The following is a 19,436-nucleotide window of genomic DNA, read 5'->3' on the forward strand; positions in this document are numbered from 1 at the left end:
CTGTCTCATGGGACGTACCGTCACAGCCTGAATTGACAAATGACGCTCAAGGGCGCACAGAATCCGTCATGGCGGAAAATACTGACGATATACTGACGCGCCTTCCTGCCCGCCTGAAAGAGGCCCGGCGCGCCCAAGGCCTGTCGCTGGAGGCCGTGGCCAATCTCAGCGGTGTTTCCCGGTCGATGGTCAGCCAGATCGAGCGGGGCGAAAGCAGCCCGACCATCGCGACGCTGTGGAACCTGACACGTGCCCTACAGGTCGATTTCGCGGGATTGCTGGAAGAGACCGATGCAAGCGATCAGATCGAAGTGCTGCGCCACACTGACGTTCCCAGCATCGACAACATGGGGCATGGGTGCCGCATCAAGATCCTGTCCCCACCCGAAGAGGCGGGCGGGCACGAAGTTTATGACATCTTCTTTGAAGCGGGGGGCAGTTTGCGCAGCCAACCGCATTCACGCGGGTGCCGCGAGCAGCTTACGGTTCTTGATGGGATCGTGACCGTCAAGTCCGGTACTGCAGATCAAAAGCTGGCCGCCGGAGACACGGCGAGATACGCGGCGGATGTTCCCCATTCGATAACGTCGGTCGATGGGCCTGCACGCGTCTTTCTGATCGTGAAAACCGGCTAGAGGTTGTCCGGTCGCTCCGTGTCGGGAAGCGACCGGCAAAAGGTTACTTGCCGCGGTCACCGTCGCGGTTGGAAACCTGACCAGCACCTGCGACGCCGCTTTGGCTGCCGACATTTCCCCAACCACCATTGCCGCCGCCACTGACGGCCGAGGCAGTTCCCTTGCCCGGCCCGCCCAGCGCATCGCCAAGCGTGGCGTTGCCGCCGGATACCGACGCCGCCATTCCCTGTGCCAACCCGCTGTTGCCGTTGCCGGTGTTGCCCTGACCGGGGCCTGCAAAGGCGATCGGGACGATCATCATGGTAACCGCTGCGGCAGATAGTACGACTTTCAACATTTCATTGTCTCCCTGACTAACAATGCAGTTTCTACGCAGCTGTATGCCTTCCGGATCAAAATTTATTGGGAATGCTTCGGAGTGCGCCAGGTTTTCCTCAAATGGAAATTCGCCAAAAATCGCGCGATATTAAGGCCTTGCATGCCACCAATGTGCTCAAAGCGCATGCCGAGGAAGTGCGCGATACCATCCCTGCGGATCGGCTGTTGGTCTATGAAACCTGCGGCGGTTGGGAGCTGGTGGGCAATTTCCTGGATGTTGGAAATCGTGGCGACCTCTGTCCCCGCACGAACAGCACCAAACAGTTTCAGGAAGACGGCGCGGTATCAAGGCAATAGCGTTCCGTGTTGATGACAAGCACCAAAGCGTATTCCGTTATCCGGGAAAATTTTCCGTGATATCGAATTCTCTTATTTCGGAATCAAATCCGTTATGATAGACAGCACGAAAGCGAAGGAGGATTCGATGTCCCAAGATTTCCTGACCCATGTCACCGACACGCTCGCCCAGATCGAGGCCGAAGGGCTTTACAAGCGCGAGCGAATGATCACCTCGCCCCAGGGCGGCGAGATCACGGTTGGCGGGCGTCAGGTCATCAACCTGTGCGCCAACAACTATCTGGGGCTTGCCGATCATCCGGATCTGATTGCCGCCGCCAAAGGCGCGATGGAACCGCGCGGGTTCGGCATGGCCTCGGTCCGGTTCATTTGCGGCACGCAGGATATTCACCGTGAGTTGGAGCAGCGCCTAGCAAAATTCCTGAACAAGGACGACGCGATCCTGTTCGCCGCCTGTTTCGACGCAAATGGCGGCTTGTTCGAACCCCTCCTGGGTCCCGAGGATGCCATCATCTCGGACAGTCTCAACCACGCCTCGATCATTGATGGCGTGCGGCTGTGCAAGGCCAGGCGCTATCGCTACCTGAACAATGACATGAACGACCTCGAAGCCTGGCTGAAACAGGCGCGGGCGGATGGTGTGCGGCATATCATGATTGCCACCGACGGCGTGTTCTCGATGGACGGCTACCTCGCCAACCTGCCCGCAATCCGGGCGCTGGCCGACAAATACGATGCGGTGGTGATGGTCGATGACTGCCACGCCACCGGCTTCATGGGGCCGAACGGTGCGGGCACACCGGACCATTTCTGCGTTGATGTGGACATTCTGACGGGAACCTTGGGCAAGGCACTTGGGGGGGCAATCGGCGGCTACATCGCCGGGCCGCAGCCAGTGATTGACCTGCTGCGGCAGCGGGCGCGGCCCTATCTGTTCTCAAACTCGCTGCCGCCTGCCATCGTCGCCGCCGGATTGGAAGCGATCCGTCTGGTCGAAGAGGGCGACATGCTGCGCTCAAAACTTTTCGGCAATGCCAAGTACTGGCGCACAGGTTTGGAAAAGCTGGGTTTCGACCTGCTGCCGGGCGAGCACCCGATCATTCCGGTCATGCTGGGCGAGGCCACGCTGGCACAGGACATGGCCGCGCGGCTGTTTGACGAGGGCGTTTATGTCTCGGGCTTCTTCTTTCCCGTCGTGCCGCGGGGTCAGGCGCGGATCAGGACCCAGATGAATGCGGCGCTGACCAGGGACGAACTTGACCGGGCACTGGCGGCCTTTGGCAAGGTGGGCAAAGAACTGGGGGTAATCTGATGCGACCCAATACAATGAAAGCCCTGGAAAAATCCAAGCCCGAGGAAGGGCTGTGGATGGTGCAGGCCCCGGTGCCCGAGATCGGCCCGGACGAGGTGCTGATCAGAATAAACAAGACCGGCATCTGCGGCACCGACATCCATATCTGGAACTGGGATGAGTGGGCCGCGCACACGGTTCCGGTACCGATGATCACCGGCCATGAATTCGCGGGCGAGATCGTCGAGCTTGGCCGCAATGTCACCGATCTGAAAATCGGCCAGCGCTGCTCGGGCGAGGGGCACCTGATCAAGACCGACAGCCGTCAAAGCCGGGCCGGCAAATTCCACCTCGACCCCGGCACGCGCGGGATCGGGGTGAACGAACAGGGCGCCTTTGCCGAATACCTCAAACTTCCCGCCTTCAACGTGGTACCGCTCCCCGATGACATCCCGGACGAGATCGCCGCGATCCTCGATCCCCTTGGCAACGCCGTCCACACCGCGCTGAGTTTTGATTTGTTGGGAGAGGATGTGCTGATCACCGGCGCGGGCCCCATCGGCATCATGGCCGCCGCCGTCGCACGCCACGCGGGCGCCCGTCACGTGGTGATCACCGACATCAACCCCGACCGTCTGAATCTGGCGAAACACGTGGTTCCGTCCGTCAGAACGGTCGATGTGACCAACGAAGACCTGCGCGACGTGATCCACCAGCTTGGCATGAGCCAGGGTTTCGACGTGGGGTTGGAAATGTCAGGCTCGCAGGCGGCGCTGGATCAGATGGTCGAGTCGCTGGTGATGGGCGGCAAGATCGCTTTGCTGGGCATCCCGCCGGGCAAATCCCCGGTGGACTGGAGCCGCATCGTGTTCAAGGCGATCACCATCAAGGGCGTCTATGGCCGCGAAATGTTCGAGACCTGGTACAAGATGATCGCCATGCTGCAAAACGGCCTCGACGTCAGCCGCGTCATAACCCACCGGTTCAAGGTCGACGAATTTCGTCAGGGCTTTGCCGCCATGAAATCCGGACTGTCCGGCAAGGTCGTGCTGGACTGGATCTAGCAGACAGTGGCTGTGACCATTGCTTAGGCCGTCTCTCTGGCTGAGCAGGCCATGGACCTCTTTTTTGAATGGTGCGGTCAGTTGCCAGAGCAGCACCGACTTTGAAAAAACGGCGAGGTTGGCCTCAATCATTGCCTTGCTTCGCGAGCACCAATGTGTCGCCACCCTCTCAGCTCTTCTTCCACTTGGCCCTGGTTGTCTCCTTGATCGGCCACTCGCATTTCTTCAGGTCAAAGTGATGGCAGGCGACCTTGCCGCTGTTGGTTTCGCGCAGGTGATTCAGGCAGGTGGCCAAGGCCGCAATCATCCGTTTGTCGGTTGTCAAAGCCACATCAACGGCGCTGCCGGTCAGGTGGTACGAGACCTGTTTCCAGTCGGCCTTCTTCATCATCGTTTCAATAAAGGCCTTCTCGTCACCGCGCTGCCGGATGCCGTCCAACTCTTCCCTTAGCTTCTGGTTTCTGGCCAGATAGTAGTAGTAATTGCCGCGCTTCAGATGCCCGTTCCAACCTTTGTACATGCACTCGGCCTGATATTTCTTTGACCGCAGGCCGGACACAACAAGGATGGGCTTGTCGTAAAAGGCGGAAACCTCGTTGAGAACTTCCAAAAGCCGTTTCTTCACGCCCTTGGTCTTGCCGGTCACCTTGCCCTTGGCCTTGGGTTCCGGTTTCTTTTCCGCTTCCTTGGCGGCAACCTTGGCCTCGTCCGCCGCCTTTTTCTGCGCCTCCTTGATCACCTTGTCCGCGATCTTTTTGGCGTCTTCGGGTGTGGCTTCGGCCTTTTTTTCGAACAGGTTCAGAAAGTCGTCATACAGCTCATCGGCATAGGATTCGACCTTGTCAAAGATGTCGCCCCAAATGCTCTTTTCCAGCTTTTCGGACTTTGCCGCCTTTTCGGCGTTCTTGACCGCCTGTTTCAGCGCGCTTTTCTTGGCTTCGACCTTGGCCTGTTCCACCTTTTTGGCATTGGCCTTGGCTTTGGCCGGACCCGCAACAAGCGTCTTGATCGTCGTCTTGCCCGGCGAAATGACATAGTCGGGTTTGAACTTGCACACCCTGAGTTGAAATGCCCCGATCGCGGCCGCAGTCTTCTTGCCGTATTTTCCGTCAACTTTCAGTTTTGGAAACCCGGCGGCCTGAGCAAACGGATTCAACAGGGTCTGAACCTGTTTGACATCCTCGGAATCGTTCGCCTTGTTCTTACCCACAGGCGCCGAAATACCTTTGGCCATGTCCCCCTCCGCCATAAGTATTATGTTCAGAATAGCTTAAAAAAGAGATTCGTGAAAACACGCCCCTTGTCGCGCTGCGCGAAACCTTTTGATCTTTGCCGACTTTCCTATATAGAGGCGCATTCCGTTCCAGAATCCGCCGAGTCCCTGCCCATGTCCGCCAAAGCGCCGATCACTCATGACGTCCTGACCATCCCCCGCAAGCTGCCTGCCGAGGGGAAGGTCAATATTGTGGGCCTCACCCGCGACCGGCTGCGCGAGGTTCTGATCGAACATGGCACGCCCGAGAAACAGGCCAAGATGCGGGTCAACCAGATCTGGCAATGGATTTATCAATGGGGCGTGCGCGACTTTGCCGAGATGACGAACCTCGCCAAGGCCTATCGCGCGCAACTGGCCGAGGCGTTCGTGATCGAAATCCCCGAGGTGGTGACCCGCAAGGTGTCCGAGGACGGCACCCGCAAATATCTCGTCCGCATCGCTGGCGGGCACGAGGTCGAGGTGGTCTATATCCCCGAAGAAGATCGCGGCACGCTGTGCATTTCCTCGCAGGTCGGGTGTACGCTGACTTGTACATTTTGCCACACAGGCACTCAGAAACTGGTACGAAATCTCACATCCGCGGAAATTGTGGGTCAGATCATGATGGCGCGCGACGATCTTGAGGAATGGCCGACACCGGGTGAACCCAAGAACGAAACCCGCCTTTTGTCCAATATTGTACTAATGGGAATGGGCGAGCCGCTTTACAATTTCGACAACGTCCGCGACGCGATGAAGATCGCGATGGACCCCGAAGGCATCTCTTTGTCCCGTCGCCGCATTACCCTGTCGACCTCCGGCGTGGTGCCGGAAATCGCGCGCACCGCGGATGAAATCGGCTGTCTGTTGGCGATCTCGTTTCACGCCACAACAGACGATACCCGCGACATCCTGGTGCCGATCAACAAGCGTTGGAATATAGAAGAATTGCTGGGCGCACTGGCCAGCTATCCCAAGGCATCCAACTCGGAGCGTATTACCTTTGAATACGTGATGCTGGACGGAGTGAATGACACGGACGAAGACGCCCGCCGCCTGATCGCGCACATCAAACGCCACAACATTCCGGCCAAAATCAACCTGATCCCGTTCAACGAATGGCCCGGTGCCCCCTACAAGCGAAGCTCGAACAACCGCATCCGGGCGTTTGCAAACATCATCTACCAGGCCGGATATGCCTCACCCATCCGTACGCCCCGTGGCGAGGATATCATGGCCGCCTGCGGTCAGCTGAAATCCGCAACCGAACGCGAGCGCAAGTCGCGCAAACAGATCGAGTCCGAAGCGGGCCTTTGAAAAACAAGGTGAAATTGATCTGATCCCGGTCTAGGCTCGTATTCAATATCAACAAGGATTGATTGCGAGGGATTTACTCATGTCACGACGTCTCATGTCGGCCGTTGCCTTGCTTGTCGGCAACGCCGTTGGTCTTTTGCTGGCCGCAGCCATTCTTGCGGGCTTTTCCATCGCGCCGCTGTCCTTCATCGTCGTGGTGGTCATATTTACGCTTGTACAAGTGATCGCCGAACCCCTGATCGCAAAGGTCAGCGAAAAAAACGTGCCAGCTCTCAAGGGCGGTATCGCACTGGTCGTGATCTTCGTCGGGCTGCTGATCACCGATTTCATTGCCGCCGGGTTGACGATTGGCGGAGTATCGAACCTGCTGGCCGCCACTTTGCTTGTCTGGCTTGGAGCACTGATCGCGGGGATTCTGCTACCGATATTCGTGTTTAAGGAACTGCGTGAACAGAAAAAATAGGAGGTCTCAATGCAACCCGTCGAGGGATGCCCTGACCGCCTGCCACAATTCCTCTGCCGGTTCGCAACCGACCGAAAGCCGAACAAAGCCCGGGTCAACTGCATCACCCCAGCGCGCGCGCCTCTCTGCGGATGTGTGCACTCCGCCGAATGACGTGGCTGGCCGGATCAGAGCGCAGTCATTGATGAACTGTTCGGCCTTGGCCTCGCTTTCCAGAGTGACCGACAACAGGAACCCGAACCGTCTGGTCTGAGTGCTGGCCAGATTGTGCGACGGGTCCTGTGGCAGGCCCGGATAGCGGATCCGTCGGATAGCCGGGTGTTCGGCAAGTTTTCCGGCCAGCAGCCCTGCCGTTTCGCACATCCGTTCAAACCGAACATCCAGCGTTTCCAGCCCCCGGTGCAGCAGCCAGGATTCCTGCGGGCCGGGGATCGCGCCGGACACTCTCCGCCATTCTTCGACGGATTCCATGAAATCTGCATTTCGACTGGCGACATGCCCCATCAGTACGTCCGAATGCCCCCCCATCGCCTTGGTGTCCGAGGACACCACTACGTCGATCCCCAGATCCAGCGGACGCTGTCCAAGCGGTGTCAAAGTCGTATTGTCGGCAATGGTAATGCCTCCCAAAGCGCGAACATCCCGGGCGATAGCCGCCAGATCGACCATATCCAGACCGGGGTTGGACGGGCTTTCTACAAACACAACATCAAACCCTTCAAATCCGCCATCGCCAAAGCTCATGGTTGGGCGCTCGATCACTGTGACGCCCAGTTTGGCCAAGAAACGGTCGGCCAAAAGCCGGGTCACATAGTAGCCATCCGAAGGAATCAGCACCCGCTGCCCGGCCTTGACCACGGCAAACAAGGCTGCTGAAATCGCGCCCATGCCTGAAGGAAAGCACACACATGGTGCGCCTTCGAGATGCGCCAGCACATGTTCCAGATGTTCCCATGTCGCATTGTTGACGCGGCCGTATCCCGGAAACCCGTCAGGTGTTCCAGGCAAATGGTACATGCTGCTTTGTACCAGAGGCAGGGCAACAGGGTCGCCCTTGCCTAGCGTGTTGCCGCGAAGGTGGAGCATCTCGCCCAATTTCAGGCCATCCGACACTGATTTGTACATGGCTTTTACCCCTTCGACGATCACGTTCGAACCGCCATAGCATTCAAATTGTGGCCGTGGAAGCACAAGAAATGCCTAAGACTCACCTAAAATCCGGTGAATTTCCGCCCTGTTGAACAATTAGTTTCCATTCAGGGGTCAATGCCATGGAGGGGAAGAAATGGCGCAGGCTAATTTTGAAAAAACGGGGATCGAGGCGGGCGTTCTGGACCTGCTTCAGCGTGAGCGGGCGAAGTCGCTGAGCGCGCGGGAATGGAAATTCCGGCTGGCAGGTTTCGGCTATGCGATCAAGGATGTGAAAGGCAAACAGGTTGTGACAAGGCTGCCTGGTGGCGATGAACTTGGGGTTCTTCCGTCGGAACTGCACTAAGCGGTTTCAGACCGAAACCACAGCTGGGCCATTGAATGCGCGCGTCATCACGCCGCCTTCGGTCGCAATGGTATCCTTGCGCATGTGTTCGACTGACTCGCGCACGCGGTTCCATGTGCCTTCGTCCGGATAAACCATTACGATCAGTCCTTCGGTGGGGCTGATCCTGACAAGGTGGCCACTGCTGGCGCCCATCGCCTTGAGTTGGCTGAGCTTTTCTTTGGCCGTCGCAAGCAACGCGCTTTCATCGAGGGTGTCGTCGTAACTCCAGTTGGAAACCGTTACATAGGACATGAGCTCCTCCCTTGGATGCGGTCGAAGCACAGTTTACCACGATTCCCGCTATCTCCCGGGAATTGAATCGCGCGCTGGCGCCGGTTCCCAGTTTTCGATGATGTGCACCGCCTCTTGAGCGGTGTCGACAAAACGGAACAGGTCCAGATCCTCGTCCGATATCGTGCCCGCGTCCGCGAGCGCCTCCCAGTTGATGACCTTTTCCCAGAACGCCCGGCCAAACAGCAGGAAGGGTACCCGTTCCATGCGCCCGGTCTGGATCAGCGTCAGCGACTCAAACAGTTCGTCCATCGTGCCAAAGCCACCGGGGAAGATTGTGATCGCACGGGCGCGCATCAGGAAATGCATCTTGCGGATGGCAAAGTAATGGAAGTTGAAGCTGAGTTCCGGAGTCACGAACAGGTTCGGCGCCTGTTCGTGGGGAAGTACGATGTTCAACCCAATAGAACAGCCGCCTGCCTCATGCGCGCCACGATTGCCGGCTTCCATCACGCCTGGTCCGCCACCAGTGACAATCACGTTTTCGCGGCCGCCGCTTTCCTTGGATTTCTCGGTCATCAACCTGGCAAACTCCCGGGCCTCGTCGTAGTATTGAGACAGGTTTGCCAAGGTTTGCGTGCGTGCTGTGTGCTTTTTTGATGGTTCAGGAATGCGCGCGCCGCCAAACATGACAATGGTCGAGCTGATCTGGCGCTCTGCCATCAACATTTCGGGTTTCAGCAACTCAAGCTGCAGACGCACCGGGCGCAATTCGTCACGGCAGAGAAAGTCGTCATCTGCAAAGGCCAGCTTGTATGCAGGTGAACGGGTTTGCGGCGTATCCGGAACCTCGCTCGCGGTCGAACGGTCAGTATGGGCGTCGCGGAACGGGCTCAGACGGTGGTCTTCTCTCATTGCTGGGGTATCCCTGCTTGCGTGTTTGTGAAACAGCTATAGGTTTCCCGGACAGAGCGCCAGTACCGCCCCGTGACAAGGATGTGAAAATGGATTGGAAGACAGAGATTTCAACGGCAACCCAACGGGTTGTCGGCCACGTTCAGGAAACACCGGTGATGCGGGTTGGCGGGTTCGGATTGGACTATCCTGTCGAGTTGAAGTTGGAGCACATGCAGCACACAGGAAGTTTCAAAGCGCGGGGGGCATTCAACACGCTTTTGAGTTGCAGTGTGCCGGCGGCCGGAGTTGTTGCGGCATCGGGCGGCAATCACGGTGCTGCCGCTGCATATGCCGCGCGGACGCTAGGTTATCCGGCGAAAATCTTTGTGCCAGAGATGGCAGGACCATCGAAAATTGCCTTGATCGAAGGGATTGGTGCGGACCTGACTGTGGTGCCCGGCGAATACGCCAATGCATTGGAATTGGCCCGCGAGCATGAAAGGGCAAGCGGTGCGATGCAGATCCACGCCTATGACGCACAGATGACCGTTGCAGGGCAGGGCACCTGTTTTGCCGAATGGGACGCGCAGGGATTGCAGGCGGATACGGTTCTGATTGCGGTCGGCGGCGGCGGATTGATTTCCGGTGCCTTGGGCTGGTTTCAAGGCGCGCGCAAGGTCGTGGCGGTTGAGCCCGAGACGTCTTGCGCCCTGCATGCCGCGCAGACGGCGGGTGAACCGGTGGATGTCGAGGTTTCGGGGATTGCTGCCAATGCGCTGGGCGCGCGCCGGATTGGCGATATCTGTTTTGGTTTGGCGCGGGGAATCGAAACCGTACTGGTTTCGGATGCGGCCATTGAGCGGGCGCAAGGGGCGCTGTGGCAAGAGCGGCGAATACTGGTCGAACCAGCGGGAGCGACGGCGCTGGCGGCGTTGATGTCGGGTGTTTATCGACCTGAGCCTGGTGAAAGAATGGCGGTTCTGATCTGCGGTGGAAATATCGCGCCTGACCCGTTTTTATCCTGAATTATCGCCTTGAGCATGAGCTTTGCGGGTTTTATCTATAATTCATGACCGCAACGATTGCCGACAAGATTTATGACCGCCTCAGCCGGCAAATCATCACCGGCACGTTGCCTGCGGGTGAAAAGTTGCGGCAGGATCATATCGCGCGCGCCTATGAGACCAGCCACGTTCCGGTGCGCGAGGCATTGCTGAGGCTTGAGGCGCACGGGTTGGCAGAAAGCGAGCCGCGCCGCGGTATGCGTGTGACCGCCTTGAACCCTGCTGAAGTGCGCGAAGTGATCGAGATGCGGGTGGCGCTGGAATCGCTGGCGCTGCAGCATTCGGTTCAAAACATGACACCGACCGCGATCAAGGCGGCAGACGAGGCGCGGGCGGCGTGCGACGAGGCGAAGGATATGCCAACTTGGGAAGCGCGAAATCGCGCCTTTCACCGCTCGGTTCTGACACCCTGTGCCATGCCAAGGCTGCTGCATGCCATTGATGACCTGCATATTGCCAATGCTCGTCATATGTTCGCGCAATGGCGTCAGAAATGGGCGCAGAGAACGGACGCCGATCATGCGGCAATCATTCAGGCTTTGAAGCGTCGGGATGCTCCTTCGGCGATCTCGGTTCTTACCAAACACATTCGCCGTGCCCGGTAGTTAATTAAAATCATTTATAACAACACGTTATAATGTGACTTTTTGTGCCTTGATAATTTATAGATAAAAAATGTAATCCTATTTAAAGTAGAGAAATTAAATCTATAAAATGGAGCGATGCATGAAACCCTCTCACCAAGCCGCCCTTCCTTCTTTTGGAGCGTTGGGCCTGTCCGGTCAGGCTCTGCGCATAGCCGTGGGCGTTCTTCTGTTGACACTCAGCGCCAAGGTGCAGGTTCCGTTCTGGCCCGTGCCGATGACGCTCCAGGTAGCCGCGGTCATGGCAATAGCCGCCGCTTACGGTGCTCGTTTGGGAACCGCCACGCTGGTTGGATATCTTGTTGCGGGGGCCGCCGGCTTCCCCGTATTCGCGGGAACCCCGGAAAAGGGCATCGGTCTGGCTTACATGTTCGGTGGCACCGGCGGATACCTGTTGGGCTTTGTTGTGGCGGCCGCGATGGTCGGCTGGGCTGCCGGCAATCTGCGCAGGTTATTTCTGTGGCCCGCTATGCTGTTGGGGTTGGGCGTGGTTTATGGGTTTGGGTTGGCTTGGCTCGCGCAGTTTGTGCCGTCGGATAAGGTGCTGGCCTACGGCTTTACTCCCTTTGTCGCGGGCGATCTGGTCAAAATCACGCTGGCAGCTATCATTGTTCTGGGGCTCCCCGGCGGCCTGATGGCCAAAATTCGCGGGACCAAATCGGATGCTTGATCAGGGCCAAACCCTCCGCAGCGATTGGTCGGTGGACGAGGTGGAGGCGCTGTTGCGCCTTCCCTTGCTGGACTTGGTGGGGCGCGCGAATGCGGTTCACCGTATTCATCACGACCCCGAAGACATTCAAAAAGCCAGCCTGCTATCGATCAAGACCGGTGGCTGTCCCGAGGATTGTGCCTATTGCCCGCAATCGGCGCATCACCGAGAGGTAGAGTTGACCAAGGAAAGACTGATGAACCCGGAGCAGGTTTTGTCGCTGGCCAAACGAGCCAAGGAGGCCGGGGCAGAACGGTTTTGCATGGGTGCGGCCTGGAGACAGGTCCGCGACGGAGAAGAGTTTGACAATGTGCTGGAGATGGTCTCGGGTGTGCGTGTGCTGGGTATGGAGGCCTGCGTGACCTTGGGTATGCTGAAGCAGCATCAGGCCAATCGCCTCGCCAACGCTGGATTGACCGCCTACAATCACAACCTTGACACATCGCCGGAGTTCTATGGCGCGATCATCGGGACGCGAACCTATCAGGACCGACTGGAAACTCTGTCCTATTGCCGGGACGCAGGCATCGCCCTGTGTTGCGGTGGCATCATCGGAATGGGCGAAAGCCTGCGTGATCGCGCCTCGATGCTGCAGGTTTTGGCGACCTTCAACCCGCATCCGGAAAGCGTTCCGATTAATGCGCTGATCCCGATCGAGGGCACACCGCTGGCGCATCGCAAAAAGGTCGGAATCTTTGATCTGGTGCGCATGGTGGCAACCGCCCGGGTCATCATGCCCAAAGCGCGCGTGCGCCTGTCTGCAGGGCGGTCTGAATTCTCAACGGCCGAACAAGCGCTGTGTTTCCTGGCTGGCGCGAACTCGGTCTTTTATGGGGATGTTTTGCTGACCGCCCCCAACGCGGGAACTGGCAACGACCGCGAAATGTTTGCGGCGTTGGGCGCCCTTGGCGACGACTGACGCAAAGGGGCCAATGAGCGTCGCATTGCGTCTTGGCCCCTGCTTGCTTATAGGCCACACCAACGTGACGAGATTCTGCAGGGAGTAGACCCATGTCCAACGCGCAGCTGGAAGCCGCCATCGAAGCCGCCTGGGAGGCGCGCGACACCGTCACGCCGTCCACCGGCGGCGAAACCCGTGAAGCCATTGAGGCCACGCTGAACGCGCTGGACAGCGGCAACCTGCGCGTGGCCGAGAAGATGGAAAACGGCGACTGGCACGTGAACCAGTGGGCCAAGAAGGCCGTGCTGCTGGGGTTCCGGCTGAAAGACATGGAGCAACAGGATGGCGGCCCGCAGGGCGGCCATTGGTGGGACAAGGTCGACAGTAAGTTCAAGGGCTGGGGCGACAATGAGTGGACCGCCGCCGGGTTCCGGGCAGTGCCAAACTGCATCGTGCGTAAATCGGCCTATATCGCGCCGGGTGTGGTGCTGATGCCGTCGTTTGTAAACCTCGGCGCTTATGTCGACAGCGGTACCATGGTGGACACTTGGGCCACCGTCGGGTCTTGCGCCCAGATCGGCAAGAACGTGCACCTGTCGGGAGGTGTCGGCATCGGCGGCGTGCTGGAACCGATGCAGGCGGGTCCGACCATTATCGAGGACAACTGCTTTATCGGGGCACGTTCGGAAGTGGTCGAGGGCTGCATCGTGCGCGAAGGCTCGGTCCTGGGCATGGGGGTGTTCATCGGCAAGTCGACCAAGATCGTCGACCGCGACTCCGGCGAAGTGATGTATGGTGAAGTGCCGCCTTATTCGGTGGTGGTTGCAGGCTCGATGCCATCTAAGAATGGGATCAACCTGTATTGCGCCGTGATCGTGAAACGGGTGGACGAAAAGACCCGCTCGAAAACCGGAATAAATGAGTTGTTGCGCGACTGAACTGGCAGTCATCAAGGGAGTCAATGGGCCACCAAGAAAGGTGCGCAACAGGATTTCAGACTGCCGACTTGCCTGCCTTGAGCGGATTCGGTTGACCGGTCAATGCCGCAAGGGTAAGGCGGCTGCATGGAAAAGAAAAAGAAGGCATCGCGCCAGCAGGTTTATACGCTGCTGGTCCAGATTGGTCGCAAGGAAGGCGATGGGCTGCCCAAAGATGCAACTGGAGCGGCCCTGATGTGCTATGCCAGCGGCGTGGACGAGGCAGAGGCGGTGCGCGAGACGGTCGCGATCCTCAAGCAAGCCGATACTGCCCCGCTGGACGTTACCGGTTACGGAACCTTGGAAGAGCGTGAGGCGGAAGGTCACGAGATCGACGCTGAAGAGCGTGCCTTGATGCAGAGGGCGCTGGAAGAAAACGCAGTGATCGTGGCGCAGATGACGCCGTTTTACGACGAGGTCGGACAGATCTGACGGTCAATTCCTGACACCGAACCACTTGCGATAGATCTTGTCATAGGTGCCGTCTTCGCGCAGCGCCAAAAGTGCCTGATTAACGTCTTCGACCAGCGGAGAGCCAGACGGGAAAGCGATCCCGTAATTCTCCCTCAGGAACACATTACCGGCCATCGTAGCCTTCTTGCGTCCATCATGGGTTGCATAATATGACAGAATGGGCGCATCGAACACAACCGCATCCAGTTCCCCTTCCTCGAAATCAGCCAGCAACGGCGTCAACCCGTCGTAACCCGCATACTCAAGCTCGCGTCGTTCGAGAAAACTCGCGGCGGTGGAGTTGCTGATCGTTCCGACCCGTTTGCCATACAGATCGTTGATCGAATTTACTGCGCCGCTGATGGCATCGACGGTCATGACCGAAGTGATCTTGGCGGTGAAAACCGAAACAATAAAGAGGGAAGAGACGACCAGTATCACGCCAAAAACCCGGCCGAATGCAGTTCTCGGCACACGTTCCTCGAACCCGCCATTCACCACTAGGTTCAACGCCCACCAGAACGAGGGAAACCAGGCCTCGTGCAGTTTGCGATCGAAATAGGGTTGAGCGCGTCGCTCAAAATACCACATCACCATTCCACCGCCCAAGAGAACGCCGAACGCCAACCCAATGGCAATGAACAGTTCTCGGACCAGCAATGCATTGAGCAGCGAAGGGCTGCGCGCAGCATCGGACGGCACCATTATCTGCAAGCCCGCCTCGAATATCGGCTGGCTGAAATCCATTCGCGTTTCGCGCGAAGCGGTAATCGAGATATTGGCGATGGCCAGTTCCGCATCGCCTTTTTCGACGGTTTCCAGCATATCGGAGAATCCGTCGACCCTTTTGATGGTGTAGGCAACATTAAGCGAGCGTGCGAGCGCGTTTAACAGGTCGATGGAAAAACCTGTATCCGCACCATCCTCGATAAATGAAAACGGCGGACGGGTCACTGTCGTGACCGTCAGTGTTTGCGCCTGGCTTTGCTGGGACAGAACCACGATAGTCAGGCATAGTATGGCAAGAAGTGTGCGCATCGCTGTGTATCACCTGTTTGCGGCCCTCTATCGCAATTTGGGTCAGTCGGGCAAGGTTAACGCCAGTTCACTCGGCGTTGTTTTCGGTTTTTTGTGGTAGAATTTGTCGTTTCATCACGCTTTTAGGAATTCCGTGCCCAAGGGTTGGCAATCTGGACGATTCATAGAATGTGTGCTTTTAACCCGAACCCTGAAACGAGAGTGACCCGATGACGCCAACAGACGCAGCACAACTGACAGCCGAACTGATCCGCTGCCCTTCGGTGACACCCTACGAAGGTGGCGCTCTGATTCTGTTGGAACGCGTGCTCGCCGAGGCCGGGTTCGTTTGCGTTCGGGTTGACCGCGGCGGCGTTAGCAACCTGTTTGCACGTTGGGGCGACAAGGCGCACGCCCGCAGTTTTGGGTTCAACGGGCACACGGACGTGGTTCCTGTCGGTGACGAGGCAGCGTGGAGTGTCTCTCCATTCGGGGCAGAGATACGGGAGGGAACCTTGTATGGCCGAGGTGCGACAGACATGAAGTCGGGCGTCGCAGCGTTTGTTGCTGCCGCAGTGGATTTCGTGCGGCAGACGCCGCCGGACGGTGCCATTGTCCTGACCATCACCGGAGATGAAGAAGGGGACGCCATAGACGGCACAACCGCACTGCTGGACTACATGGATCAGGCAGGCGAGCGCATGTCGGCTTGTCTGGTGGGTGAACCGACCTGCCCGGACCACATGGGCGAGATGATCAAAATCGGTCGGCGCGGGTCGATGACAGCATGGTTCACGGTGACCGGAGTGCAGGGGCATTCGGCCTATCCGCACCGGGCAAAGAACCCCCTGCCGGCGATGGCGCGCCTTATGGATCGTCTGGCGAGTCACAAGCTGGATTCCGGAACCGACCATTTCGACCCCTCGACTTTGGCGGTTGTCACGATTGACACTGGAAACTCGGCCACAAATGTCATTCCGGCACAGTGCAAAGCCGCGATCAATATCCGGTTTAATGACCTCCACTCAGGTGCGAGCCTGACTGAATGGCTGCAAGGCGAGACCGATCATGTTGCCGGGGAATTCGGTGTTCAGATCGATGTGAAGGTCAAGATATCGGGCGAGAGTTTCCTGACACCTCCCGGTGAGCTGTCCGATCTAGTTGCAAAAGCCGTAGAGGCCGAAACCGGCATATCGCCCGTTCTGTCAACTTCGGGCGGAACCTCGGATGCCCGTTTTGTTATGACCCGCTGCCCGGTGGTCGAGTTCGGTCTGGTCGGAAAAACCATGCACCAGGTGGATGAGTGCGTCGAGGTTGCGCAGATTCACCAACTCAAGGCAATCTATGCCCGTATCTTGCGGGACTATTTTTCCTGACCGATGCAGAAAACACTGGTCATCATGGTCAAGGAGCCTCGTCCCGGTCGCGTCAAAACGCGGCTAGGGCGGGACATGGGCATGGTGAGGGCGGCATGGTGGTTTCGGCATCAAACGCGCGCGCTGATCCGGCGGCTGCGCGATCCACGCTGGCGGATCGTATTGGCCGTTGCGCCGGATCGGGAGGGTCTGGCCAGCCGGGTCTGGCCCGCTGATTTGCCGCGATCGCCGCAAGGCTGCGGGGATTTGGGTGCCCGAATGACCCGGCAATTGCGGTCCGTGCAAAACGGCGCCGTCTGCCTGATCGGGGCAGATATTCCAGGCGTTGGGCGTGACCATGTGAGACGTGCATTCGCGGCCCTTGGCGGGGCCGACATGGTCTTTGGCCCGTCAGTTGATGGCGGGTACTGGCTGGTCGGGGCACGGCATGCACGTGTTCTACCGCGGAGCCTGTTTCGGGATGTGAGATGGTCGACCGAGCACGCATTGGCGGATACTCTGGCATCCGTTTCCGGCTGTCGGGTCGCGTTGGTGGATCGGCTTAGGGACGTGGACACGTCATCCGATCTGGAAGCGACCATGGTGACCGGGCGGGCTTCGTCGCTTTTGCGATGACGAAGGTTTGCGGTCGTGCTACGGCGGAAACATGACTCGCATTCCTTCCAAGCAGGAGATTCTTGAATGGATCTCGGCGCACCCAACCCTGACCTCGAAACGCGATATCGCCAAGGCCTTTGGGATCAAGGGCTCGGATCGTATTGACCTCAAGCGTGTTCTCAAGGAACTAGAGGTCGAAGGACATCTGGAAAAACGCCGGCGCAGCTATCGCGACCCGGATCGTTTGCCGCCAGTCAGCGTTCTGCAAGTCAAAGCGCCGAACGCCGATGGCGACCTGTTCGCCCGGCCGTTGGAATGGCATGGAGAAGGGGTTGAACCAATCGTGGTGGTCATCCCACGTGCAAGTGACCCGGCGTTGGGCGAAGGCGACCGGATTCTGGCGCGCCTGACTCTTGTACACGAGGAAGATCACAACTATGAGGCGCGCCTCATCCGCCGTATCGGTGCCAATCCGCGCCGAATTGTCGGCATCTTCCGGAAAGGCGCTGAAGGCGGCCGCATTGTTCCTATCGACAAGGCGGGTCAGACCGAGTGGCTGGTGCCGGAAGGGGCCGTGCATGGGGCCAAGGACGGTGAACTGGTCGAGGCTGAACAAGCAGGCCCCAAGAACCGCATGGGACTGCCGCGTGCGCGCATTGTTGAACGATTGGGCGATCCGTCTGCGCCCAAGGCGGTGTCGCTGATCGCCATTCACCAGCATGGCATTCCTGACGATTTTCCGGATGTGGTGATCGAAGAAGCAGACAGCTGCAAACCTGCGGGCCTGCAAGGGCGCGAAGATCTGCGCGACATGCCGCTAGTCACGATCGACCCATCGGATGCGAGGGATCGGGATGACGCCTGCTATGCCCATGCAGATGACGATCCGAAGAATCCCGGCGGACACGTCATCTGGGTCGCTATTGCGGACGTTGCCGCCTATGTCCGACCCGGTACGGCGTTGGACCGAGAAGCCCGAAAGCGCGGCAATTCGAGTTATTTCCCGGATCGCGTAGTGCCCATGCTGCCGGATCGGTTGTCAGGCGATTTGTGTTCGCTGCACGAAGGCGTGCCGCGCGCCTGTATTGCTGTCCGGATGCAGATCGACGCCGATGGCAACAAGCTTGGCCATCGTTTCGTGCGAGGTCTGATGCGCTCGGCGGCCGCGCTGAACTATGCCGAGGTGCAGGACGCGATAGACGGCAATCCGAATGATCGCACAGACCCATTGCTAAGTAACGTTCTGAAGCCGCTCTATTCCGCTTATAATGCGTTGAAAGCGGCTCGCGAGGCGCGGCAGCCGCTGGATCTGGACCTGCCCGAGCGCAAGATCGTGTTGGGGGACAACGGCCATGTCGAAAGCGTTGCCTTCCGGGAACGGCTGGATGCGCACCGACTGATCGAAGAGTTCATGATTCTGGCGAATGTCTCTGCCGCCGAAACCCTGATCGCCAAGCGGCGTCCGCTGCTGTTCCGGGTACATGAGGAACCGGCGCCAGAGAAGCTTGAATCCTTGCGTGAAACCGCTCAGGCTGCAGGGCTGAACCTGGCCAAGGGACAGGTGCTGCAAACCCGGCACTTGAATGCGCTGCTGAATGCGGCGGCGGGAACGGATGAGGCGGAGCTGATCAATCTCAGCACCCTCCGTTCGATGGCGCAGGCTTACTACAGCCCGGAGAATTTTGGCCATTTCGGGTTGGCCCTGCGAAATTACGCGCATTTCACATCCCCGATCCGACGATACTCGGACCTTATTGTGCATCGGGCGCTGATTTCGGCGCATGGGTGGGGCAAAGATGGTCTGACCGAGGATGAAATTGATCGCCTTGAGGAAACCGCAAACCACATATCGGATACCGAGCGCCGGTCTATGATGGCCGAACGTGACACGACAGACCGATATCTTGCAGCCTATCTGAGTGAGCGGGTCGGCAACGAATTCACAGGCCGTATCAGTGGCATAGCGCGCTTTGGGGCGTTTGTTAAGCTTGATGAAACCGGTGCTGACGGGTTGATTCCTGTGCGCTCGCTCGGGCGTGAATTTTTCCATTTCGACCGCGAGGCCGGGACACTGATGGGCGCCGACACCGGCCTGCTGATCGCAATTGGCCAGCGTGTTACGGTACGACTGACCGAAGCGATTCCGGTGACCGGCGGGTTGGAGCTGGAATTGCTGTCCATCGACGATCAAGTGGTTCCAAGAGGGCGTGGGTCGGCCCGCCGTGGGGTGAAAAGGAAAACCGCCAGTACCAAGCGCAAGAAAGACAAGATCAAGCGAAAGATTGAACGCAAGCGCCGCCAGAGATGAAAAGTAGCTGAAAGAAAAGTCACTG

22 protein-coding genes are annotated in these 19,436 nt (G+C 58.4%); 16 read left to right on the plus strand and 6 right to left on the minus strand.

Features of this window, described 5'->3' with window-relative positions:
• Positions 1 to 68 precede the first annotated feature (68 nt).
• Positions 69 to 635, plus strand: a complete 567-nt coding sequence (locus tag AC2FLX_RS07530) for a helix-turn-helix domain-containing protein (RefSeq protein ID WP_496811204.1) — start codon at positions 69 to 71, stop codon at positions 633 to 635.
• A gap of 43 nt (positions 636 to 678) precedes the next feature.
• Here the strand turns inward: AC2FLX_RS07530 and AC2FLX_RS07535 are convergent, their stop codons facing one another.
• Entirely contained in the window at positions 679 to 972 is a 294-nt protein-coding gene (locus AC2FLX_RS07535) for a hypothetical protein (RefSeq protein ID WP_480748946.1), read from the minus strand.
• Positions 973 to 1,073: 101 nt separating this feature from the next.
• Between AC2FLX_RS07535 and AC2FLX_RS07540 the strand changes: the two genes are divergently transcribed.
• The 3 genes from AC2FLX_RS07540 to tdh all read left to right on the plus strand — a co-directional run bounded on the left by AC2FLX_RS07540 (position 1,074) and on the right by tdh (position 3,665).
• On the plus strand, positions 1,074 to 1,310 hold the full coding sequence (locus AC2FLX_RS07540) for a sulfotransferase (protein WP_496807962.1): 237 nt from the start codon (positions 1,074 to 1,076) through the stop codon (positions 1,308 to 1,310).
• A 127-nt stretch (positions 1,311 to 1,437) separates the two neighbouring features.
• On the plus strand, positions 1,438 to 2,622 hold the full coding sequence (locus tag AC2FLX_RS07545) for a glycine C-acetyltransferase (protein ID WP_496811205.1): 1,185 nt from the start codon (positions 1,438 to 1,440) through the stop codon (positions 2,620 to 2,622).
• Between the two features lie 14 nt (positions 2,623 to 2,636).
• Positions 2,637 to 3,665: an L-threonine 3-dehydrogenase gene (gene tdh, locus AC2FLX_RS07550; RefSeq protein ID WP_496811213.1), complete on the plus strand. Its 1,029-nt coding sequence runs from the start codon at positions 2,637 to 2,639 to the stop codon at positions 3,663 to 3,665.
• Between the two features lie 169 nt (positions 3,666 to 3,834).
• Here tdh and AC2FLX_RS07555 read toward each other — a convergent pair whose 3' ends face one another.
• Positions 3,835 to 4,899, minus strand: a complete 1,065-nt coding sequence (locus AC2FLX_RS07555) for a peptidoglycan-binding domain-containing protein (RefSeq protein WP_496811206.1) — start codon at positions 4,897 to 4,899, stop codon at positions 3,835 to 3,837.
• Between the two features lie 153 nt (positions 4,900 to 5,052).
• Here AC2FLX_RS07555 and rlmN point away from each other — a divergent pair, with 153 nt between their 5' ends.
• Positions 5,053 to 6,237, plus strand: coding sequence for a dual-specificity RNA methyltransferase RlmN (gene rlmN, locus AC2FLX_RS07560; protein WP_496811207.1), 1,185 nt, complete (start codon positions 5,053 to 5,055; stop codon positions 6,235 to 6,237).
• A 79-nt stretch (positions 6,238 to 6,316) separates the two neighbouring features.
• The gene (locus AC2FLX_RS07565; protein ID WP_496745382.1) at positions 6,317 to 6,700 is read left to right on the plus strand and encodes a hypothetical protein; all 384 of its coding nucleotides are present in this window, start codon (positions 6,317 to 6,319) and stop codon (positions 6,698 to 6,700) included.
• 6 nt (positions 6,701 to 6,706) lie between these two features.
• Here AC2FLX_RS07565 and AC2FLX_RS07570 read toward each other — a convergent pair whose 3' ends face one another.
• Positions 6,707 to 7,825 carry a cystathionine gamma-lyase gene (locus tag AC2FLX_RS07570; protein WP_496811208.1) on the minus strand — a complete coding sequence of 373 codons (1,119 nt, stop codon included), beginning with the start codon at positions 7,823 to 7,825 and terminating at the stop codon, positions 6,707 to 6,709.
• 160 nt (positions 7,826 to 7,985) lie between these two features.
• Here AC2FLX_RS07570 and AC2FLX_RS07575 point away from each other — a divergent pair, with 160 nt between their 5' ends.
• Entirely contained in the window at positions 7,986 to 8,195 is a 210-nt protein-coding gene (locus AC2FLX_RS07575; RefSeq protein ID WP_496811209.1) for a hypothetical protein, read from the plus strand.
• Between the two features lie 6 nt (positions 8,196 to 8,201).
• Here AC2FLX_RS07575 and AC2FLX_RS07580 read toward each other — a convergent pair whose 3' ends face one another.
• Positions 8,202 to 8,489: a hypothetical protein gene (locus AC2FLX_RS07580; protein WP_496745376.1), complete on the minus strand. Its 288-nt coding sequence runs from the start codon at positions 8,487 to 8,489 to the stop codon at positions 8,202 to 8,204.
• A 48-nt stretch (positions 8,490 to 8,537) separates the two neighbouring features.
• Positions 8,538 to 9,383 carry an LOG family protein gene (locus AC2FLX_RS07585; protein ID WP_480748937.1) on the minus strand — a complete coding sequence of 282 codons (846 nt, stop codon included), beginning with the start codon at positions 9,381 to 9,383 and terminating at the stop codon, positions 8,538 to 8,540.
• Positions 9,384 to 9,472: 89 nt separating this feature from the next.
• Here AC2FLX_RS07585 and AC2FLX_RS07590 point away from each other — a divergent pair, with 89 nt between their 5' ends.
• The 6 genes from AC2FLX_RS07590 (at position 9,473) to AC2FLX_RS07615 (ending at position 14,092) form a co-directional block, all read left to right on the plus strand.
• Entirely contained in the window at positions 9,473 to 10,390 is a 918-nt protein-coding gene (locus tag AC2FLX_RS07590) for a threonine/serine dehydratase (protein ID WP_496811210.1), read from the plus strand.
• A 44-nt stretch (positions 10,391 to 10,434) separates the two neighbouring features.
• Complete coding sequence (locus tag AC2FLX_RS07595) at positions 10,435 to 11,034, plus strand: GntR family transcriptional regulator (RefSeq protein ID WP_480748935.1); 600 nt, start codon at positions 10,435 to 10,437, stop codon at positions 11,032 to 11,034.
• A 121-nt stretch (positions 11,035 to 11,155) separates the two neighbouring features.
• Complete coding sequence (locus tag AC2FLX_RS07600) at positions 11,156 to 11,743, plus strand: biotin transporter BioY (protein WP_480748934.1); 588 nt, start codon at positions 11,156 to 11,158, stop codon at positions 11,741 to 11,743.
• Entirely contained in the window at positions 11,736 to 12,701 is a 966-nt protein-coding gene (bioB, locus tag AC2FLX_RS07605) for a biotin synthase BioB (protein ID WP_496811211.1), read from the plus strand. The genes AC2FLX_RS07600 and bioB overlap by 8 nt, the downstream gene beginning before the upstream one ends.
• 92 nt (positions 12,702 to 12,793) lie before the next feature.
• Positions 12,794 to 13,621: a 2,3,4,5-tetrahydropyridine-2,6-dicarboxylate N-succinyltransferase gene (gene dapD / locus AC2FLX_RS07610; RefSeq protein WP_496745370.1), complete on the plus strand. Its 828-nt coding sequence runs from the start codon at positions 12,794 to 12,796 to the stop codon at positions 13,619 to 13,621.
• A gap of 126 nt (positions 13,622 to 13,747) precedes the next feature.
• Positions 13,748 to 14,092: a DUF8846 family protein gene (locus tag AC2FLX_RS07615; protein ID WP_480748931.1), complete on the plus strand. Its 345-nt coding sequence runs from the start codon at positions 13,748 to 13,750 to the stop codon at positions 14,090 to 14,092.
• A gap of 3 nt (positions 14,093 to 14,095) precedes the next feature.
• On the opposite strand, the gene AC2FLX_RS07620 is transcribed toward AC2FLX_RS07615, so the two are convergent.
• Entirely contained in the window at positions 14,096 to 15,151 is a 1,056-nt protein-coding gene (locus tag AC2FLX_RS07620) for a transporter substrate-binding domain-containing protein (protein ID WP_496811212.1), read from the minus strand.
• A 209-nt stretch (positions 15,152 to 15,360) separates the two neighbouring features.
• Here AC2FLX_RS07620 and dapE point away from each other — a divergent pair, with 209 nt between their 5' ends.
• From dapE to rnr, 3 genes are read left to right on the plus strand one after another with little or no spacing between them, the layout of a single operon-like run.
• Positions 15,361 to 16,506, plus strand: a complete 1,146-nt coding sequence (dapE, locus tag AC2FLX_RS07625; RefSeq protein WP_496875401.1) for a succinyl-diaminopimelate desuccinylase — start codon at positions 15,361 to 15,363, stop codon at positions 16,504 to 16,506.
• Positions 16,507 to 16,509: 3 nt separating this feature from the next.
• A complete protein-coding gene (locus AC2FLX_RS07630) occupies positions 16,510 to 17,121 on the plus strand; it encodes a TIGR04282 family arsenosugar biosynthesis glycosyltransferase (RefSeq protein WP_480748928.1) in 612 nt (203 codons plus the stop codon).
• 31 nt (positions 17,122 to 17,152) lie between these two features.
• On the plus strand, positions 17,153 to 19,411 hold the full coding sequence (gene rnr, locus AC2FLX_RS07635; protein ID WP_496811028.1) for a ribonuclease R: 2,259 nt from the start codon (positions 17,153 to 17,155) through the stop codon (positions 19,409 to 19,411).
• The last annotated feature ends 25 nt before the right edge of the window (positions 19,412 to 19,436 follow it).

The organism is Ruegeria sp. YKSF57, from assembly GCF_059612585.1.

Bases quoted from the DNA above. Each gene is read 5' to 3' on its own strand.
- AC2FLX_RS07530 (WP_496811204.1), top strand. From the start codon at position 69: ATGGCGGAAAATACTGACGATATACTGACGCGCCTTCCTGCCCGCCTG.
- AC2FLX_RS07535 (WP_480748946.1), bottom strand. From the start codon at position 972: ATGTTGAAAGTCGTACTATCTGCCGCAGCGGTTACCATGATGATCGTC.
- AC2FLX_RS07540 (WP_496807962.1), top strand. From the start codon at position 1,074: ATGGAAATTCGCCAAAAATCGCGCGATATTAAGGCCTTGCATGCCACC.
- AC2FLX_RS07545 (WP_496811205.1), top strand. From the start codon at position 1,438: ATGTCCCAAGATTTCCTGACCCATGTCACCGACACGCTCGCCCAGATC.
- tdh (WP_496811213.1), top strand. From the start codon at position 2,637: ATGAAAGCCCTGGAAAAATCCAAGCCCGAGGAAGGGCTGTGGATGGTG.
- AC2FLX_RS07555 (WP_496811206.1), bottom strand. From the start codon at position 4,899: ATGGCCAAAGGTATTTCGGCGCCTGTGGGTAAGAACAAGGCGAACGAT.
- rlmN (WP_496811207.1), top strand. From the start codon at position 5,053: ATGTCCGCCAAAGCGCCGATCACTCATGACGTCCTGACCATCCCCCGC.
- AC2FLX_RS07565 (WP_496745382.1), top strand. From the start codon at position 6,317: ATGTCACGACGTCTCATGTCGGCCGTTGCCTTGCTTGTCGGCAACGCC.
- AC2FLX_RS07570 (WP_496811208.1), bottom strand. From the start codon at position 7,825: ATGTACAAATCAGTGTCGGATGGCCTGAAATTGGGCGAGATGCTCCAC.
- AC2FLX_RS07575 (WP_496811209.1), top strand. From the start codon at position 7,986: ATGGCGCAGGCTAATTTTGAAAAAACGGGGATCGAGGCGGGCGTTCTG.
- AC2FLX_RS07580 (WP_496745376.1), bottom strand. From the start codon at position 8,489: ATGTCCTATGTAACGGTTTCCAACTGGAGTTACGACGACACCCTCGAT.
- AC2FLX_RS07585 (WP_480748937.1), bottom strand. From the start codon at position 9,383: ATGAGAGAAGACCACCGTCTGAGCCCGTTCCGCGACGCCCATACTGAC.
- AC2FLX_RS07590 (WP_496811210.1), top strand. From the start codon at position 9,473: ATGGATTGGAAGACAGAGATTTCAACGGCAACCCAACGGGTTGTCGGC.
- AC2FLX_RS07595 (WP_480748935.1), top strand. From the start codon at position 10,435: ATGACCGCAACGATTGCCGACAAGATTTATGACCGCCTCAGCCGGCAA.
- AC2FLX_RS07600 (WP_480748934.1), top strand. From the start codon at position 11,156: ATGAAACCCTCTCACCAAGCCGCCCTTCCTTCTTTTGGAGCGTTGGGC.
- bioB (WP_496811211.1), top strand. From the start codon at position 11,736: ATGCTTGATCAGGGCCAAACCCTCCGCAGCGATTGGTCGGTGGACGAG.
- dapD (WP_496745370.1), top strand. From the start codon at position 12,794: ATGTCCAACGCGCAGCTGGAAGCCGCCATCGAAGCCGCCTGGGAGGCG.
- AC2FLX_RS07615 (WP_480748931.1), top strand. From the start codon at position 13,748: ATGGAAAAGAAAAAGAAGGCATCGCGCCAGCAGGTTTATACGCTGCTG.
- AC2FLX_RS07620 (WP_496811212.1), bottom strand. From the start codon at position 15,151: ATGCGCACACTTCTTGCCATACTATGCCTGACTATCGTGGTTCTGTCC.
- dapE (WP_496875401.1), top strand. From the start codon at position 15,361: ATGACGCCAACAGACGCAGCACAACTGACAGCCGAACTGATCCGCTGC.
- AC2FLX_RS07630 (WP_480748928.1), top strand. From the start codon at position 16,510: ATGCAGAAAACACTGGTCATCATGGTCAAGGAGCCTCGTCCCGGTCGC.
- rnr (WP_496811028.1), top strand. From the start codon at position 17,153: ATGACTCGCATTCCTTCCAAGCAGGAGATTCTTGAATGGATCTCGGCG.